Source organism: Pseudomonas sp. HMSC065H01 (assembly GCF_001815235.1).
Taxonomy (GTDB): Bacteria; Pseudomonadota; Gammaproteobacteria; order Pseudomonadales; family Pseudomonadaceae; genus Pseudomonas; species Pseudomonas aeruginosa.
Genome location: NZ_KV819935.1, coordinates 36284 through 52565, shown reverse-complemented (window position 1 = coordinate 52565; position 16282 = coordinate 36284). Strand labels below are relative to the sequence as shown.

The following is a 16282-nucleotide window of genomic DNA, read 5'->3' as shown; positions in this document are numbered from 1 at the left end:
CGCGTGGCGATCGCCCGCGCGCTGGCGATGGAGCCGCCGCTGATGCTGTTCGACGAACCGACCAGCGCCCTCGACCCGGAGATGGTCGGCGAGGTGCTGCTGGTGATGCGCGACCTGGCCCGCGACGGCATGACCATGGTGGTGGTAACGCATGAGATGGGCTTCGCCCACGACGTCGCCGACCGCGTGCTGTTCATGGACGCCGGCCGGGTGCTGGAGCGCGCCAGCCCCGACGATTTCTTCAACCGCCCGCAGCACCCGCGTGCGCGGAAGTTCCTCGCCGACATCCGCACCCCCTTCGCCCAACCCCTGTGAGGAACGCCATGAGCACTCCGAGTCTGCCGATCATCGATATCGCCGCCCTTGCCGGCAGCGACCCGGCGGCGCGACGGTCGGTCGCCATGCGAATCGACCGCGCCTGCCGCGAGCAGGGCTTCTTCTACGTGGTCGGGCACGGCGTCGAGGCGCAACTGGTCGAGCGCCTGGAGCGCCTGGCGCGGCAGTTCTTCGCCCTCGACGAGACGAGCAAGCTGCGCTGGCGCATGGAGCTTGGCGGGCGCGCCTGGCGCGGCTATTTCCCTCTTGGCGGCGAACTGACCTCCAACCGCCCGGACTGGAAGGAAGGCTTGTACCTGGGCAGCGAACTGGACGCTGAGCATCCCGAAGTGCGCGCCGGGACGCCGCTGCATGGCGCCAACCTGTTCCCCGAGGTGCCCGGCCTGCGCGAGACGCTGCTGGAGTACCTGGACGCAACCACCCGCGTCGGCCACCGGCTGATGGAGGGCATCGCCCTCGGTCTGGGACTGGAAGCCGACTACTTCGCCGCGCGCTATACCGGCGATCCGCTGATCCTCTTCCGCCTGTTCAATTACCCGAGCCAGCCAGTGCCGGAGGGCCTCGACGTGCAGTGGGGCGTCGGCGAACACACCGACTACGGCCTGCTCACGCTGCTCCACCAGGACGCCATCGGCGGCCTGCAGGTGCGCACCCCACAGGGCTGGCTGGAGGCTCCGCCGATACCGGGCTCGTTCGTCTGCAACCTCGGAGACATGCTCGAACGCATGACCGGCGGCCTCTACCGCAGCACGCCGCACCGGGTGGCACGCAACACTTCGGGGCGCGACCGCCTGTCGTTCCCGCTGTTCTTCGATCCGAACTTCCATGCCCGCGTGCAGCCCATCGAAGGGCTGCCCGAGGTGCCGGAACAGGATGACAGCGCCCGTCGCTGGGACCAGGCCAACGTCCACGCTTTCCACGGCGAGTACGGCGACTACCTGCTGAACAAGGTGGCCAAGGTATTCCCGCAGTTGCGCCGCGACCTGCTCTAGGCGCGCGGCCGGACGCTACGCTCCGGCCGCGCTGGCGGGTTCAGCCGAGCGGCGCCGGCGACCGCACCGGCTGGTAGGAGCGCTCGCCGCCCAGGGCTTCCGGCGTACGGCTGCTGCCCTGCAGGGCGGTGTCGAAGACCCCGGCGAAGCGCTGGCGATCCTCCAGGCTGGTGGCCAGCGCATGGCCATAGGAGACGATCGCCTGGTTCACCGGGAAGCGCTCGGCCTGGTAGCCGGCCAGGGCATCCTCCAGCGCGCAGGCGTCGCGCAAGGCCAGGTCGAGGGCGTCGGCCAGGGCGCTGGCGTCCTCGATGGCCAGGTTCATGCCCTGGCCGGTGATCGGATGCACGTTGTGGATGGCGTCGCCGAGCATCGCCACGTTGTCCGCCCAGTAGCGGTCCAGGTTCAGGTAGCCGATGGGGATGCCCTTGAAGCGCGAAGTGCCGGTGACGGCGGCGATCGCCTCGGCGCTCTCGTCGCCGACGAAGCGTTGCAAGCGTCGGCGCAGCGACTCGCCGCGGGTGTCGGCCATCAGCTCGCGCGCCTCCTCCCTGGGGAAGCTCACCACCAGTCGCGCGCGGTCGAAACCGATCGGATAGAAGTAGGCCAGCCCGCCCTGCGAGTCCACGTACAGGCGGTTGCGCTCGGCCACGCAGGGCGCCAGGGCGAAGGTGCCGACCAGCATCGGCGACGGGTAGGGGCGGCGTTCCACATCGATATCGAGCAGCCGGCGGCGCACGTAGGAGGCGATACCGTCGGCTCCCACCACCACCCGCGGACGCAGCACGCGGCCGTCGTTCAGGCGCACCTGGTCGATCGCGTGGCGCTCGTCGCGCTGCACCGCTTCGATGCGGGTCTCGAACAGCATCTCGACGGTCGCTTCGCCGTCGATCTTTTCCAGTACCAGGCGGCGCAGCGACTCGCAGGGCATGAGGATGAAATAGCCGCGCGCGTCGACGCTGGAATAGTTGAAATAGCGAAGCAGCTCGCCGTCGTGATAGACCTCCAGCTCATGGCGGACCCGCCCACCGCGACGGGTCACCTCGGCCAACAACCCGGCCGCCTCGACCACCCGGATGCCGGCCGGCTTGAGCAGGTCGGCGCCGTTGATCGCGCGTTCGCGCCGTGCCTGCTCCACTACCACCACGCGGTGGCCCTGGCGGCCGAGCAGGTAGGCGAGCATCGCCCCGCCGATGCCGCAGCCGTTGATCAGTACATCGATATGGTTGTCCGTCATGGATGAGTCTCCGTGTCGTTCCTGGCGGAAAAGGGAAGGGTGGAGGCAGCAGCATAGCGACGGAACGTTATGCAGAATGGGTGTTGTCTGCACTTGGTCGCCTGTCCGGCCCGGTTGTCCGGTCTCGCCGCCAGGCGGGAGTGCCGGCCCTTGCGGGCCGGACAGCTTCAGGAAGCGTCGATCCAGATGGTCTTCAACTCTGTGTACTGGTCGTGTGCCCAGACCGACTTGTCGCGACCGCCGAAGCCTGACTCCTTGTAGCCGCCGAAGGGCGTCGAGGCGTCGCCCTCGCCGAAGCAGTTGACGGTGACGATCCCCGCGCGGATCTCCCGCGACAGGCGCAGTGCGTGGCGCAGGCTGCCGGTGTAGGCCGAGGCGGCGAGGCCGTAGACGGTGTCGTTGGCCAGGGCGATGGCTTCGTCGATGTCGTCGAAAGAGGTGACCGAGAGCAGCGGGCCGAAGATTTCCTCGCGGAACAGCCGGCTGTGCGGCGAGACGCCATCGACCACGGTCGGCTCGACGAAGATGCCAGCCTCGGTGGCGCCGCCGAAGCGCACCGCCAACCGCTCCGTCCTGGCCTGGTCGAGGTACGCGCGGACCTTCTCGAAGTGCGCCGGGCTGACCAGCGCGCCGAGGCGATTACGCGGATCCAGCGGGTCGCCCATGCGCCACTCGCGGAGCTGCGCGCCGATGCGTTCGAGCAGCGCCTCGCGGACCTCGGCGTGGACGATCAGCCGCGAGGACGCCGAGCAGTTCTCGCCCATGTTCCAGAACGCGCCGTTGACCACGTGTTGCGCCACCAGGTCGAGGTCCTCGACATCGTTCATCACCACCGCCGGGTTCTTGCCGCCGCACTCCAGTACCACCCGCTTGAGGTTGGACTCGGCGGCGTACTTGAGGAACAGGCGGCCGGTCGCGGTGGAGCCGGTGAAGCTGACCATCGCCACGTCCGGGTGGCGGCCCAGCGGTTCGCCGGCCTCGCGGCCGCCGCCGGGGACCACGTTGAACACCCCGGCGGGGATCCCCGCCTGGCTGGCCAGTTCGGCGACGCGCAGGGCGGTCAGGCTGGTCTCGGGGGCCGGCTTGACCACTACGGAGCAGCCTGCCGCCAGCGCCGGGCCGATCTTCCAGGCGAGCATCAGCAGCGGGAAGTTCCACGGCAGCACCAGGCCGACCACGCCGATCGGCTCGCGCACCACCATGGCCAGCGCCGCCGAACCGACCGGGGCGGTGCTGTCGTAGATCTTGTCGATCAGTTCGGCATGCCAGCGCAGGGTATTGATGGTTTCCGGCAGGTCGGTGTGCTGGCATTCGCGGATCGGCTTGCCGCTGTCGAGGCTCTCCATCACCGCCAGTTCCAGCAGGTGCTCTTCCAGCAGCTCGGCCAGGCGCAGCAGCGCCGCCTTGCGCTCGGCGGGCGTGCGCGAGCGCCAGCGGCCGTCCTCGAACGCCCGCCGCGCGCTGGCCACGGCGTGCCCGACGTCCTCCGCGTCGCAGGCGGCGACCTGCGCCAGCAGCTCGCCGGTGGCCGGGTTGGTCGAGGCGAAGGTGCGGCCGCCGCAGGCATCGCGGAACCCTCCGTCGATGAAGGCGCGCTGGGGAAGGTCCAGCGTCGCGGCGATGGCCGCGTATTCCTCCCGGCTCAGCAGCTCAGTCATGGCGGCCACCCTCGACGATCCGCGCGACCTCGCCCTTGAGCCTGGCGACGATCTCCGCCAGTGCCGCCTTGCCGGCCTCGTCCAGCGCCTTCAGCGGCGCACGTACGCCGCCGGTGCGCAGGCCGGCCAGCTCGCAGCCGTGCTTGATCGACTGGACGAAGTGACCGCTTTCGAGAAAGTCCATCAGCGGCATCATCGCCGCCATGATGCGCCGGCCCTTGGCGAAGTCGTTCTCGACCACGCAGGCCTGGTACAGGGCGAGGTGTTCGCCAGGGATGAAGTTGGAGCCGGCGCAGACCCAACTGCGCGCGCCCCAGGCGAAGAACTCCAGGGCCTGGTCGTCCCAGCCGCAGGACAAGGCGATCCGCGGGTGGCGGCAGGCCAGGCGGTGCAATTGCGCGGTGGAGCCGGAGCTTTCCTTGATCGCGACGATGTTGCGGCAGCCGGCGACGGCGGCGAAGAACGCCTCGTCCATCTCCACGCCCATCCGCGCCGGATAGTTGTAGAGCATGATCGGCAGGCCGGCGGCGCGATCCACCGCCAGCACGTGCTCGGCGATCTCCCGCGAGGTCGGCAGCGCGTAGGGCGGCGAGCCGACCAGGATGGCGTCGGCGCCGATGGCGCGGGCGGCTTCGGCGTAGGCCAGCGAGTCCTCGGTGCGGATCGCGCCGGTTCCCACCACCAGCGGCAGGCGCCCGGCGATGACTTTGCTGGCGTGGGCGGCGAGGGCCAGGCGTTCCTCGGCGGTGTGCGCGTAGTACTCGCCGGTGGAGCCGCCGATCACGATGCCGTGCACCTTCGACTCGACGAGAAACTCCAGGACCTCGGCGAAGGCCTGGGTGTCGATGCTGCCGTCGGCGCTCAGCGGGGTGATGGCGGGGGTATAGATACCTTCGAATTTCACGGGGTTTCCTCCTGTGGGATGCTGGGCCGCGGCGCACCCGGCGGACGCTGCCGCGGCGGGTGGTTCAGGTGAGCGAAGCCGCCTGCTGCAGGTTCAGCGAACGGGTTTCCGGCGCCAGGGCCCAGGTCACGAGCAGCCCGAGCAGGGTCACCAGCGCGGCGGCGTACATGGTCTGGGCGGTACCCAGGGTTTCCAGGGAAAGCGGCACCAGGTAGGTGCCCACCGCGGCGCCGACGCGCGATAACGAGGTGCCGACGCCGACCGCGAAGGCGCGGATCTCGGTGGGGAACAGTTCGTTCGGGTAGACCAGTTGCAGCACCTGGGCGCCGCCGATGAACAGCGCGTAGGCACCGAACAGGCCGAGGATGGTCGCCTCCGAGCCGGCGTGGAAGACGCCCAGCCCGAGCAGCGCCAGGCCGGACCAGAGGAAGCTGTGCAGCAGCATGCAGCGCCGGCCGATGCGGTTGATCAGGCGGGTGGCGATGATGCAGCCGATGACGAACAGCAGGGTGATCGCCACCGAACCGTAGGAGGCCCAGTCGCCCTTCAGGTTCAGCGCCAGCAGCACCTTGGGCGCGAAGGCGTAGACGGCGAACACGGGGATCACCGAGCAGGTCCAGAACAGGGTGACGAAGAGCATGCGCTTGCCGTAGCCGGCGTAGAGCAGGTGCCAGATGGTGACCTTCCGTTCCAGCGCCTGTTCGGGCAGGTTCTCCAGCGAGAAGGCTTCTCCGTAGACCTGGCGGATGACCCGCTCTGCGTCCGCGTCGCGGCCCTTGCTCAGCAGCCAGCGCGGCGACTCGGGGGTGCCGATGCGTAGCAGGAACAGCACGGCACCGATCGCCGCGGTGCTGGCCAGTACCAGGCGCCAGGCGTCCTCGCCGCCGCTGCGCAGGATCAGGTCGCCGACCAGGTAGGCGAAGGCGGCGCCGGCGAACCAGAGGATGGTCAGGGTGGCCAGGCGCGGTCCGCGATACTTCTTCGGCAGGAACTCCACCAGCAAGGCGGTGGCGACCGGGTACTCGATGCCCACCGCCACGCCGATCAGGAAGCGCAGGACGAACAGCGCCGCCGCCGAGTCGACCCCGTACTGCGCCAGGGAAGCGAGGACGAACAGGCTGGGGCCGACGAAGAACAGCCTGCGGCGGCCCAGGCGGTCGGTCAGCCAGCCGCCGAGGAAACCGCCGAAGAAGATGCCGACCAGCGCCGAGGCGGCGATCATGCCCTGCCAGAAACTGCTCAGTTGCAATGCCGCGGTCATCTGCAGCATCGCCACGCCGATGATGCTCAGCACGTAGCCGTCGACGAAGGAGCCGCCGCCGGAGCGCAGGGTCAACAGCCGGTGGAAGGCGTTGAGGGGTACGTCTTCGATCGAGGTCGTAGGATTTGTCATTATTGTCTCCTGGTTCTAACCGCTGCCGGTGAATTCGGGCCGAGCGAATCCGCGAGGCTGGAACGCTCTCCAGCTCCGGTCTTCAATGGCCGTCTGAATCGAAGTCGGCGCCCGCGGGCGCGTTCCTAGGGATGCCTAGCTTTCTCTACCTGCTCGATACTGCCCCCACCTCAGGTTGAGGTTCACGCCAAGGGAAAGGAGTGGTTCGGGTGGATTGCCGCTGGGACCGGGCGCGCGCAGCAGGAAGTCGATCAGCTCGTTGCGTTCGCCCGCCAGCCAGTCGGCCAGCAGCTTCCCGGTGACGGTCCCGCGGGTTACCCCCAGGCCGTTGCAGCACAGGGCGCCATAGACGTTGGGCGCCAGCTCGCCGAAGTGCCCCATGTGGTTCCTCGACAGCGCCAGCGAGCCGCCCCAGGTGTAGTCGAAGCCGACTTCCGGGAGCATCGGGAAGCGCTGGCGGAACGAGGCGCGATGGCGTACGGCGAAGCGCTCAAGGTACTTCCCGGCGCTGCGTCCGTCAGGGTTGAAGCTGAAGCTGTTGCGGATCAGCAGGCGGTTGTCCGGGGTACGCCTCACCGTGGTGCCGTAAGGGTCGGCCGGGATCAGGCCCCAGTAGGGGCACCCGCCGAGGCGGGCCTGCTCCTCGGCATCGAGCGGCCGGGTCAGGCTGGCGTAGGTGAAGATCGGCAGCATCCGCCCCTGGAGGAAGCCGAAGCTCATGCCGAAGGCGTTGTTGGCGAGGACCAGGCGGTCGGCCAGGATGCTGCCGTGGGGATGGCTCAGCAGGGTCCTGTCGCCATATTCCACGGCGGTGATCGGTGTGTGTTCGTAGAGGCTGACGTTGCCCGGCAGGCTGTCGGCCAGGCCCTTGACCAGGGCCGAGGGCTGCACCAGCAGGGTACCGGGGGTGAACAGGGCCTTGCGATAGAAAGCGGTGCCGATGTGTCCCGGGAGGTCGTCCGCCTCGATCACCTCGTAGGCCTGGCCGAGCCGATCGAGGCCGCGCCGGTAGGCGTCGAGCACAGCCACGCCGCGCGCCTCGACGGCCGCCTGGTACTTGCCGCAGGCCTTCATCTGGCAGTCGATGGCATGGCGCTGCACCTGTTCGCGGAGCAGCGACTGGCCGGCGAGATTGAGCTTCAGGCCGATCCGGGCGGTCGCTATGTCGCCGATGTAGTCGTCGGCGCCGATGTCGTGGGGCAGGTCGATGGCGAAGCCGGCGTTGCGCCCGGCGGTACCGAAGCCGACTTCCTGGGCCTCGACCAGGACGATCTCCTCGTCGGGAAAATGCAGCGCCAGCTGGCGCGCGGCGGCGAGGCCGGTGAAGCCGGCGCCGACCACCACCCAACGGGCGGCGCTCCTGCCGTAGTGGGCCGGCTTCGGCCGCCGCGGCGGGCTGAGGTGATACCAGCCGCAGGAACGGTCGTCGGCCGGAAGGTGGGTTACTTTCGTCATCGCAGGGACCTGACTCTTGTTATTGGAACCCGGTAACCATCCCCTGCGTGACCGCCTCCGCTTCTCGGGCGGGGCCGTGGCGCGGGGGCTCGCTAACCCTCGTAGACCAGCGCCACCTCCACTCCGGCCGGTGCCGCGTACTCGGCCATGCGCCGGCGCGACAGCTCGAAATGCGCACGGACGATGTCCGCCGCCGCATCCGGATCGCGCCGCTGGATGGCATCGACGATCTGGTCGTGCTGGTCGCAGGCGAGTTCCAGGTCGCGTTGCATGTCGTCGGTGGTCGGATGGCGGTAGAAGATCTTGCCCAGCCGCGCATGGTCGATCAGCAAGCGGCGCAGGCTCGGCATGAGGTAGTCGTTGTGGGCCATCCTGCCGATCTCCAGGTGGAAGGCGTCGTTGTGGATGACGCGGTTTTCCACATGCTTCTCTTCGATGGCCTTGCGGAAATCTTCCTGGATCGCCTTGAGCGTCTCGATCTCCGCTTCGCTGGCATGGGTGGCCGCCAGTTGCGTGGTGGCGATGTAGATCAGCGGCGCGGCGAGAAAGAAGGCGTGCAGCGAGTCGTGGCTCATGGCCGCGACGCGCGGCGCACGGTTGGCTTCCAGTTCGATGTAGCCCTCGGCGGCGATCTGCCGCAGCAGTTCGCGCACCGGCGGGCGCGAGAGGCCGAACTCGTCGCACAGGGCGAGTTCGTCGACGACCGCGCCGGGCGCCAGTTCCATGCTCAGGATCCGCCGGCGCAGCGCATCGCCCAGCACCGCCTTGCGGTCGAAGGGGGCATCGGCGCTGTTCGAGTCGACGTCGGGTTGGGCTTTCATGGAGGCCTTTCTACTTGTCATGGGCTTTGTCTACAGTTTGTATAATGACTATAGGGTTCTGTTAGACAATATGTCTACAGGTTTTCGGGGCGTCTCCGCACCGTTCGTCCGCGCTGTTTCCGCTGACGCCGTGGCGTGTGAAAGGGGCAGCCCCCCGAGGGCGTATTTGAGCACATTCCCCCGGCGCGCCAGGGAGGCGCCAAGTCACATGGCTTGCGCATATGATGGAGCGCCCGGGGTTTTCGCCGTGACGGCAGGCGTCGCGGCCCGCTGGCCGGGAACAAGAAGAACAAGAGGCACGAATCGATGGAAAGAAGGCGTTTCAGCGCCGCCCTGCAAGGGCAGAACCTCAGGTTCACCGGGGCCGGGGAGGGGGGCTCGGCACGGGCGCGGGTGGGCTTCCTGCTGCTCGAACACTTTTCCCTGCCGGCCTTCACCCAGGCGCTGGACACCCTGGTGACCGCCAACCTGATCCGCAGCGAGTCCTTCGCGGTGAGCAACTTCAGCCTGAGCGGCGAGCCGGTGACCAGCGACCTCGGGTTGCTGATCTGCCCGGACCTGGCGCTCGCCTCGGCGGCGTTGCAAGGACTCGACCTGCTGGTGGTCTGCGGCGGTTTGCGCACGCCCCTGCGCTCGTCCGCCGCGCTGCGGGAAGCGTTGCAGGACGTGGCGTCGCGCGGCGTCGCCCTGGCCGGGCTGTGGAACGGTGCCTGGTTCCTCGGCGACGCCGGCCTGCTGGATGGCTACCGCTGCTGCATCCATCCCGAGCACCGCGCCGCCCTCGCCGAGATCGCCCGCAACAGCCAGGTGACCAGCGACAGCTATATGGTCGACCGCGACCGCCTGACCGCGGCCAGCCCCACCGGCGCCTTCAACCTGGCGCTGGAGTGGATCGCCCGGCGCCACGGGCGCGACCTGGTGGAGGCGGTGGTGGATATCCTCGCCTTCGAGGAGTCGCGCTACCGGCGGGTGCGCCCCGCCCTGCACGAGAAGATGAGCGAGCCGCTGCGCGAAGTGATCAACCTGATGGCGGCGAATATCGAGGAACCGCTCAGCCAGGAGCAGCTCGCCCACTACGTGGGGCGCTCGCGGCGGCAGATCGAGCGATTGTTCCAGCAGCAGCTCGGAACCACGCCGGTGCGCTACTACCTGGAGTTGCGGATCACCGAGTGCCGGCGCCTGCTGCAACATTCCGACCTGACCATGCTGGAGGTCCTGGTCGCCTGCGGCTTCGTCTCGCCCAGCCACTTCAGCAAGTGCTACACCGCCTTCTACGGCTACCCACCGTCGAAAGAAGTGCGCTACGGCAACGTCCGCTCGACGAAATGAGGGCGTTTCGCCGGACGCGGCCGGCATGCTAGAACGGACCTTTCGCCCTGGCCTGCGGAGGTCCTGCGCCATGTCCCAGCCTTTTCTCTGGCGTCGCGTCAACGACTCGTCCGGTTTCGCCGAGCCGCGGGTGTTCATCCGTGTCTACCTGGAACCGGGCAGCATCGATGCGGCCATCGCTTTCTACGAAGACCTGCAGGGCGTCGCCCACGACATGCGCTTCGACTTTCCCGAGAAACGCCTGACACTCGCCGCGGTCGGCGCCTTCCTCCTGCTGGAGGGCAGCGACGAGGCGCTGGCGCCGTTCCGCAGCACCACTGGCACCCTGCTGGTGGACGACATCGAGCCCTATCACCGGCGGTTGCTGGCTGCCGGCGCGCAGATCATCTTCGGGCCGGCGCGCGCGCCCACCGGCGCCTGCTTCAATGCGCTGCTGCCGGACGGCACGGTGGTCGAGTTCGTCCACCACCGGCCGCAGCCGGGCGAGGCCTGAACCTCAGCCGTCGCGCCGGGCGGCGCAATCGTCCATGGCCGCGCCGATCGCCTGTTCGCCGCGGGCCAGCAGCGCTGCGCTGGCGCCGCGGATATCGCGGGCTTCCTTGTTCTGGCTGAGCTTGAACTTGCCGACCAGGCGGGTGATCTCGATTTCGATGCCGACGATCAGCCGGAGCATCTCGTCGATGTAGTCGGCGGGGCCGTCGGTCATTTTCCAGGGCGTTTCCTGGGTCGCCTCGTGGGTGCGGGTCAGGCGCGCCACCAGTCCGCGCACATAGCGTTCGTCGTCGCGGATCCGCACCCGGCCGTGGGCGTGGACCACCCGGTAGTTCCAGGTCGGCACCTGGCGGTGGTGCTCCTGCTTGCTCGGGTACCACTGCGGCGAGATGTAGGCATCGCCGGCGCGGAACACCACCAGCACCTCGTCGCCGTCGCGCAGCTCGCTCCAAACCGGGTTGTTGCGCGCGACATGGGCTTCCAGGGTGCCTTGCGCGCCCTTCTCCGGGCTCAGCTCGAACGGCAGGTGGTTGGCGTCCAGGCCCGCTTCGCCGTGGCTGACCAGCAGGCCCAGCGGATAGTCCCGGATCAGCGCGTGCAGCGCCTGCGGGTCGGACTCTTCGAAATGCGAAGGCAGGTACATGTTCTGTTCTCCTCGGGGACTCGGCCCTTATACGCTGTCGGTGGGTTCCGTCGCCACGCACAGCAGGTGCGAGTCGGCGCGCATGCCGGGCATCATCAGGCGCAATTCGTCGAGCAGCAGGCCGCCCGCTTCGTGCAGGGCCGCCAGCGGCATTTCCGGCAGGCTCTCGAGGATGAACCACATGCGCTGGGCGCTGGCGTCCAGGCGGGTGCGCACGCCCTGGCGCCAGTTCCAGCGGCGGCAGGTGACGCCGAGGTCGTCGCGCCAGACCACCTCGCCGGGGTCGGGGGATTCGTCGACCGCCTCGCCGTTCTTCAGGGTGTCGAAGGTCTCGCTGCCGTCGGCGACCACCAGGCGCGGCGTGCCGGCATAGGCGGCGAGGTTCTCGCCGCCTACCGGAATGGCGAATTGCACGCTGATGGCGTTGTACAGGTCCACCACCGGGTCGATGCTCGGCAGCCCACCGTCGCGCAGCGCACGCTTGCGCAGGGCTTCGGCGGAGCAGGGGGTGCGCTGCGGCTTGGCGCCGAAGCGGCGGAACGCCTCGGCCCAGGCTGCCAGGTGCGCCTCGGCCCAGTCCGGTTCGCCACGCGCCAGCGCCTGGCAGGCGCGCTCTACGGCGCGGTCGGCGATTTCCGGACGAACGATCGGCGCCGCCTCGACGGTGAGGCTCAGGGCGCGGAAACCGGGGGCGAGGGCGGCCACCTCGGCGGCGATGACGGGGAGGATCGGGGCGTGCTCGGGCATGGTCGTCTTCAGGGTTCGGTGAGATGGAGGGGGCGGGGCATTCGGCTTGGCCGGCGCGTAAAGCGGTAGGTGGATTTTTACCATCCGGGCTCCGCCCTCACCATGAAATCAGCGAATGAATTATTAGCTGTGCTGATGATCGGGTGGTCGGGTTCAGCTGCGCTAATGGCGGGAGCGGCGTTCGCTTGCCGGCGAAGCCGGCGCCAGAGCCTTCCGCCGGCCGGGAGGGGCTGGACAGCGAGACGCGAGGGGCGCAGTGTTCGAGCGGTCAGAACCGCCACCACCCGAGGTAGAACGCAGATGGCCAAGGCAGCCGATGTGGTTGTGCAATGCCTGGAAAACGAGGGCGTGCAGTACGTCTTCGGAATTCCCGGCGAGGAGAATCTCGACCTGCTGGAGTCCCTGCGCAAGTCGCAGATCCGGCTGGTGCTCACCCGCCACGAACAATCGGCCGGCTTCATGGCCGCCACCTACGGGCGCCTCACCGGCAAGACCGGGGTCAGCCTGTCGACCCTCGGCCCGGGCGCCACCAACCTGGTCACCGCCGGCGCCTACGCCTACCTGGGCGGCATGCCGATGCTGATGATCACCGGGCAGAAGCCGATCAAGAAGTCCAAGCAGGGCCGCTTCCAGATCCTCGACGTGGTCGGCATGATGCAGCCGCTGACCAAGTACACCCACCAACTGGCCTCCGCCGACAACATTCCCTCGCGGGTCCGCGAGGCGTTCCGCCTGGCCGAGGAAGAGAAGCCCGGCGCGGTGCACCTGGAGCTGCCGGAGGACATCGCCGCCGAGCAGACCGACAGCCTGCCCATCCCGCCGAGCCTGAGCCGCCGGCCGCTGGCGGAATACAAGGCGATCTGCGCCGCGGTGGAGAAGCTGCGCGCCGCGCGCAGCCCGATCCTGGTGATCGGCGCCGGGGCCAACCGCAAGATGACCGCCAAGGTCCTCAAGCAACTGATCGACAAGACCGGCATTCCCTTCGTCACCACCCAGATGGGCAAGGGCGTGGTCGACGAGCGTCACCCGCGCTTCCTCGGCAACGCCGCGCTGTCCGCCGGCGACTTCGTGCATCGCGCGGTGGAGGCGGCCGACCTGATCGTCAACGTCGGCCACGACGTGATCGAGAAGCCGCCGTTCTTCATGGTTCGCGGCGGTACCGAGGTGATCCACGTGAACTTCCGTTCCGCCGAGGTGGACCCGGTGTATTTCCCGCAGATCGAAGTGGTGGGCGACATCGCCAACGCCATCTGGCAGATCGGCGAGGCGCTGGACGATACCGCGCACTGGGACTTCACCCGCCTGCTGGCGATTCGCGAGGCCAACGAGGCGCAGGTCGCCGAAGGCGCCGACGACCCGCGCTTCCCGCTCTATCCGCAGCGCCTGGTGGCCGACGTGCGCCGGGCGTTGCCGTCGCAGGGCATCGTCGCCCTGGACAACGGCATGTACAAGATCTGGTTCGCCCGCAACTACAAGGCACACATGCCCAACACCGTGCTGCTGGACAACGCCCTCGCCACCATGGGCGCCGGCCTGCCCTCGGCGATGGCCGCGCACCTGGTCTACCCGGACCGGCCGATCGTCGCGGTGTGCGGCGATGGCGGCTTCATGATGAACAGCCAGGAACTGGAAACCGCGGTGCGGCTGAAGATGAACCTGACGGTGATCATCCTGCGCGACAACGGCTACGGGATGATCCGCTGGAAGCAATCGAACATGGGCTTCGCCGACTTCGGGCTGGACTACGGCAACCCGGACTTCGTGCACTACGCCGAGGCCTACGGCGCCCACGGCCACCGGGTCGACAGTGCCGAGGGCTTCCTGCCGCTGCTGGAGCGCTGCCTGGGCACGCCCGGGGTGCATGTGATCGATTGCCCGGTGGATTACTCGGAGAACGACCGCATCCTCAACGTCGAGCTGCGCGAACGCGCCCTGGCGGTCTGAACCGCCGGAGCGTCGCGCCGGCGTGCGTTCCGGCGCGACGGCTCAGAACAGCGACAGGTTGTAGCTGGCGATCAGGCGCACCTCGTCCACGTCGCGCGCCGAGCGCTCGAAGTCGGTGCGGTAGGTGGCGTTGCGCAGGCGCAGGCTGAGGTCCTTGAAGCGGCCGCTCTGCACGATGTACTTCAGCTCGATGTCGCGCTCCCATTCCTTGCCCTCGTCGCCGTTGGCCAGGCGGATATGGTCGCCGTTGACGTAGCGGGTCATGAAGCTCAGGCCGGGCACGCCGACGCTGCGCAGGTCGAAGTCGTAGCGCAGTTGCCAGGAGCGTTCCTCGGGGTTGGCGAAGTCGTTCACCTGCAGGTAGTTGGCCAGGTACGGATTGCTGCCGTCGAGGTAGGGCATCGAGCTGGCGCCGTTCATCCGCTGCCAGCCGGCGCTGAGCGTGTGGCCGCCCTGGGCGTAGGCGAGCAGCAGGCTGAGGGCGCGGTTGTCGATCTTGCCGGCGCGGGCCGCGCCGGCGTCCTCGCTGTCGAACCAGCGCAGGTCGGCGCTCAGCTTGCCGGCGCCGACCTGCCGCTTGCCCACGGCACCGAGGTAGCGCTGGCGATAGACGTTGCGCAGGCCGCCCTGGGCGTATTGCAGCAGCAGGCCGTCGTTGACCTGGTAGTCGAGTTGGTAGGCGTCGAAGCGGTTGCCGGTGGTGTCGCAGGCGTAGCGTTTGTTCTTGCAGTGCAGGCGGATGTCCTGGGCGTCGCTGGAGTCCCGCGCGGTGTAGCGCTCCAGGCGGGTGGCGGAGAACCTGAGCCCGGCGATCTCCTCGCTGGTCAGCTGGGCGCCGTGGAACAGGGTCGGCAGCAGGCGTCCGTCGTTGTATTTCAGCAACGGCATGTCCGGCAGCATCGCCCCGTACCTGAACTGTGTCTGCGAGAAGCGCATCTTGCCGGCAACGCCGGCCTTGGCGTACTCGTCGACCGAGCGACGCGGATCGTGGCCGCTGGAAGGCAGCAGGCCGCTGTTGCTGTCCGCGGGGCTGGAGTCGAGCTTGATCCCGAGCATCGCCAGGGTATCCACGCCGAAGCCCAGCGCGCCCTCGGTATAGCCCGAGCGCAGGTCGAGGATGAAGCCCTGCGCGGCTTCCTCGCGCTTGGAGGCGCCCTGCGGGTTGGCCGAGCTGCCGTCGCGGAAGTCGCGGTTGAAGTAGACGGTGCGCGCTTCCAGGCGCGCGCTGCCGTCCTCGAGGAAGGCGGCAGGGGCCGGGGCGACGAATCCGCCGCACAGGGCGAGGGCGCCCAGGCCGCGAAGGGTGCGGGGCGAACGGGGGGAAAACGGGGAGGACATGCGGTGACTCTCGACAGCGGGGGTAAAAAAGCGCGCGAAGGTGTCACAGATGGCCGGCGGGGTCTTTGCGACCTTGGTCTAGCCGAGAAGGCGCGCACGGATCGTCGGCCAGGCAGGCCTCTAGCGGGTCGGACGCAGCGTGCCGAAAGCGACGAAGAATCCTCCGCAGCCCCCTGTGAAACGCTGCCCCGCCCGTGCCAGCCTGATCGTCACGTTTGCGCCAGGATATCCGGAGGCTAGCGCTTCACGCAGACGAACAGGGCATTCCCGGAGCTGCCGGCCCAGGGCGTGATCCGTTCGTAGTCGTGTTCGAAGACCTGCACCTCGAAATGCGTCTGCAACAGGTGCTGCAGCTCGGCGAAGCCGAGGGCGACCATGGGGTGTTCGTCCTCCCAGGTCTGGGTCGTTCCGTCCGTGGTTTTCTCGATACCGAGGCGCAGCGCCTGGCGCTCGCCCTCGCCGCTGTAGTACCAGCCGGAACCGAAGGTGAAGCGGCTGCCTCGATGCTCCACGGAATGGCGGACGAACGCGCGATTGTCGATCTGCCCCTTGTCCACCGTGTTGAAACAGAACACGCCGCCATCCGCCAGTGCGCCATGCACGCTGGCCAGGCATGCGCGCAAGCGCTCCAGCCCTGCGTTGTAGTGGATCGAATAGAGGAAACAGGTGATCAGGTCCAGCGGCTCGTCCACCTGGAAGCCGGCCATGTCCTGCCGGCTGAAGTGCGCTTCGGGGCAGCGCTGTCGGGCGAGGTCGAGCATCGGCTGGTTGATGTCCAGGCCGGCGCTGCGATAGCCGAAATCGAGGAAGTGCCGCACGTGAGGGCCGGTACCGCAGGCCAGGTCCAGGTGCCGCCGGCCCTGGTTGCCGAACAACTGGTGCAGGCGACGCACGCAGTGGCTCTGCGCCTGGTAGTCGATGTCGGCGCACATCAGGTCGTAATAGTGGGACAGGTCGGTGTACAGCGCGGTGGCGGACATGGGCGGCAAGGAC

At 68.4% G+C, this 16282-nt stretch carries 14 protein-coding genes and 1 pseudogene; 5 read left to right on the top strand and 10 right to left on the bottom strand.

Annotation, left to right across the window (positions count from 1 at the left end; translation table 11 throughout):
• Nucleotides 1-315, top strand: a pseudogene (locus tag HMPREF3014_RS29355) (amino acid ABC transporter ATP-binding protein); the annotation flags it as partial.
• Nucleotides 316-323: 8 nt separating this feature from the next.
• On the top strand, nucleotides 324-1328 hold the full coding sequence (locus HMPREF3014_RS29350) for an isopenicillin N synthase family dioxygenase (RefSeq protein WP_023086943.1): 1005 nt from the start codon (nucleotides 324-326) through the stop codon (nucleotides 1326-1328).
• A 40-nt stretch (nucleotides 1329-1368) separates the two neighbouring features.
• Here HMPREF3014_RS29350 and pqsL read toward each other — a convergent pair whose 3' ends face one another.
• The 6 genes from pqsL to HMPREF3014_RS29320 all read right to left on the bottom strand — a co-directional run bounded on the left by pqsL (nucleotide 1369) and on the right by HMPREF3014_RS29320 (nucleotide 8796).
• Nucleotides 1369-2565 carry an FAD-dependent monooxygenase PqsL gene (gene pqsL / locus HMPREF3014_RS29345; RefSeq protein ID WP_003101379.1) on the bottom strand — a complete coding sequence of 399 codons (1197 nt, stop codon included), beginning with the start codon at nucleotides 2563-2565 and terminating at the stop codon, nucleotides 1369-1371.
• A 167-nt stretch (nucleotides 2566-2732) separates the two neighbouring features.
• A complete protein-coding gene (locus HMPREF3014_RS29340) occupies nucleotides 2733-4223 on the bottom strand; it encodes an aldehyde dehydrogenase (protein ID WP_003101377.1) in 1491 nt (496 codons plus the stop codon).
• Complete coding sequence (locus HMPREF3014_RS29335; protein ID WP_003144543.1) at nucleotides 4216-5127, bottom strand: dihydrodipicolinate synthase family protein; 912 nt, start codon at nucleotides 5125-5127, stop codon at nucleotides 4216-4218. The genes HMPREF3014_RS29340 and HMPREF3014_RS29335 overlap by 8 nt, the downstream gene beginning before the upstream one ends.
• 64 nt (nucleotides 5128-5191) lie before the next feature.
• Nucleotides 5192-6520, bottom strand: a complete 1329-nt coding sequence (locus HMPREF3014_RS29330; protein WP_003101374.1) for an MFS transporter — start codon at nucleotides 6518-6520, stop codon at nucleotides 5192-5194.
• 135 nt (nucleotides 6521-6655) lie between these two features.
• On the bottom strand, nucleotides 6656-7975 hold the full coding sequence (locus HMPREF3014_RS29325) for an NAD(P)/FAD-dependent oxidoreductase (protein WP_003454371.1): 1320 nt from the start codon (nucleotides 7973-7975) through the stop codon (nucleotides 6656-6658).
• Nucleotides 7976-8067: 92 nt separating this feature from the next.
• Complete coding sequence (locus tag HMPREF3014_RS29320; RefSeq protein ID WP_003101372.1) at nucleotides 8068-8796, bottom strand: GntR family transcriptional regulator; 729 nt, start codon at nucleotides 8794-8796, stop codon at nucleotides 8068-8070.
• A gap of 306 nt (nucleotides 8797-9102) precedes the next feature.
• On the opposite strand from HMPREF3014_RS29320, the gene HMPREF3014_RS29315 reads away from it, so the two are divergent.
• Both HMPREF3014_RS29315 and HMPREF3014_RS29310 read left to right on the top strand, forming a co-directional pair.
• Nucleotides 9103-10125: a GlxA family transcriptional regulator gene (locus HMPREF3014_RS29315; RefSeq protein ID WP_003118991.1), complete on the top strand. Its 1023-nt coding sequence runs from the start codon at nucleotides 9103-9105 to the stop codon at nucleotides 10123-10125.
• Between the two features lie 25 nt (nucleotides 10126-10150).
• Nucleotides 10151-10618 carry a VOC family protein gene (locus tag HMPREF3014_RS29310; protein WP_003118992.1) on the top strand — a complete coding sequence of 156 codons (468 nt, stop codon included), beginning with the start codon at nucleotides 10151-10153 and terminating at the stop codon, nucleotides 10616-10618.
• Between the two features lie 3 nt (nucleotides 10619-10621).
• Here HMPREF3014_RS29310 and HMPREF3014_RS29305 read toward each other — a convergent pair whose 3' ends face one another.
• The gene (locus HMPREF3014_RS29305) at nucleotides 10622-11260 is read right to left on the bottom strand and encodes an FMN-binding negative transcriptional regulator (protein WP_003101360.1); all 639 of its coding nucleotides are present in this window, start codon (nucleotides 11258-11260) and stop codon (nucleotides 10622-10624) included.
• 27 nt (nucleotides 11261-11287) lie between these two features.
• Entirely contained in the window at nucleotides 11288-12007 is a 720-nt protein-coding gene (locus tag HMPREF3014_RS29300; protein ID WP_016562283.1) for a B3/B4 domain-containing protein, read from the bottom strand.
• Nucleotides 12008-12307: 300 nt separating this feature from the next.
• Between HMPREF3014_RS29300 and HMPREF3014_RS29295 the strand changes: the two genes are divergently transcribed.
• A complete protein-coding gene (locus HMPREF3014_RS29295) occupies nucleotides 12308-13951 on the top strand; it encodes an acetolactate synthase large subunit (RefSeq protein WP_003101357.1) in 1644 nt (547 codons plus the stop codon).
• Between the two features lie 42 nt (nucleotides 13952-13993).
• On the opposite strand, the gene HMPREF3014_RS29290 is transcribed toward HMPREF3014_RS29295, so the two are convergent.
• Together HMPREF3014_RS29290 and eftM are read right to left on the bottom strand one after the other, a co-directional pair.
• Complete coding sequence (locus tag HMPREF3014_RS29290) at nucleotides 13994-15289, bottom strand: OprD family porin (RefSeq protein WP_003454365.1); 1296 nt, start codon at nucleotides 15287-15289, stop codon at nucleotides 13994-13996.
• Between the two features lie 236 nt (nucleotides 15290-15525).
• Nucleotides 15526-16269, bottom strand: coding sequence for a class I SAM-dependent methyltransferase EftM (gene eftM, locus HMPREF3014_RS29285; RefSeq protein WP_003101353.1), 744 nt, complete (start codon nucleotides 16267-16269; stop codon nucleotides 15526-15528).
• Between the last annotated feature and the right edge of the window lie 13 nt (nucleotides 16270-16282).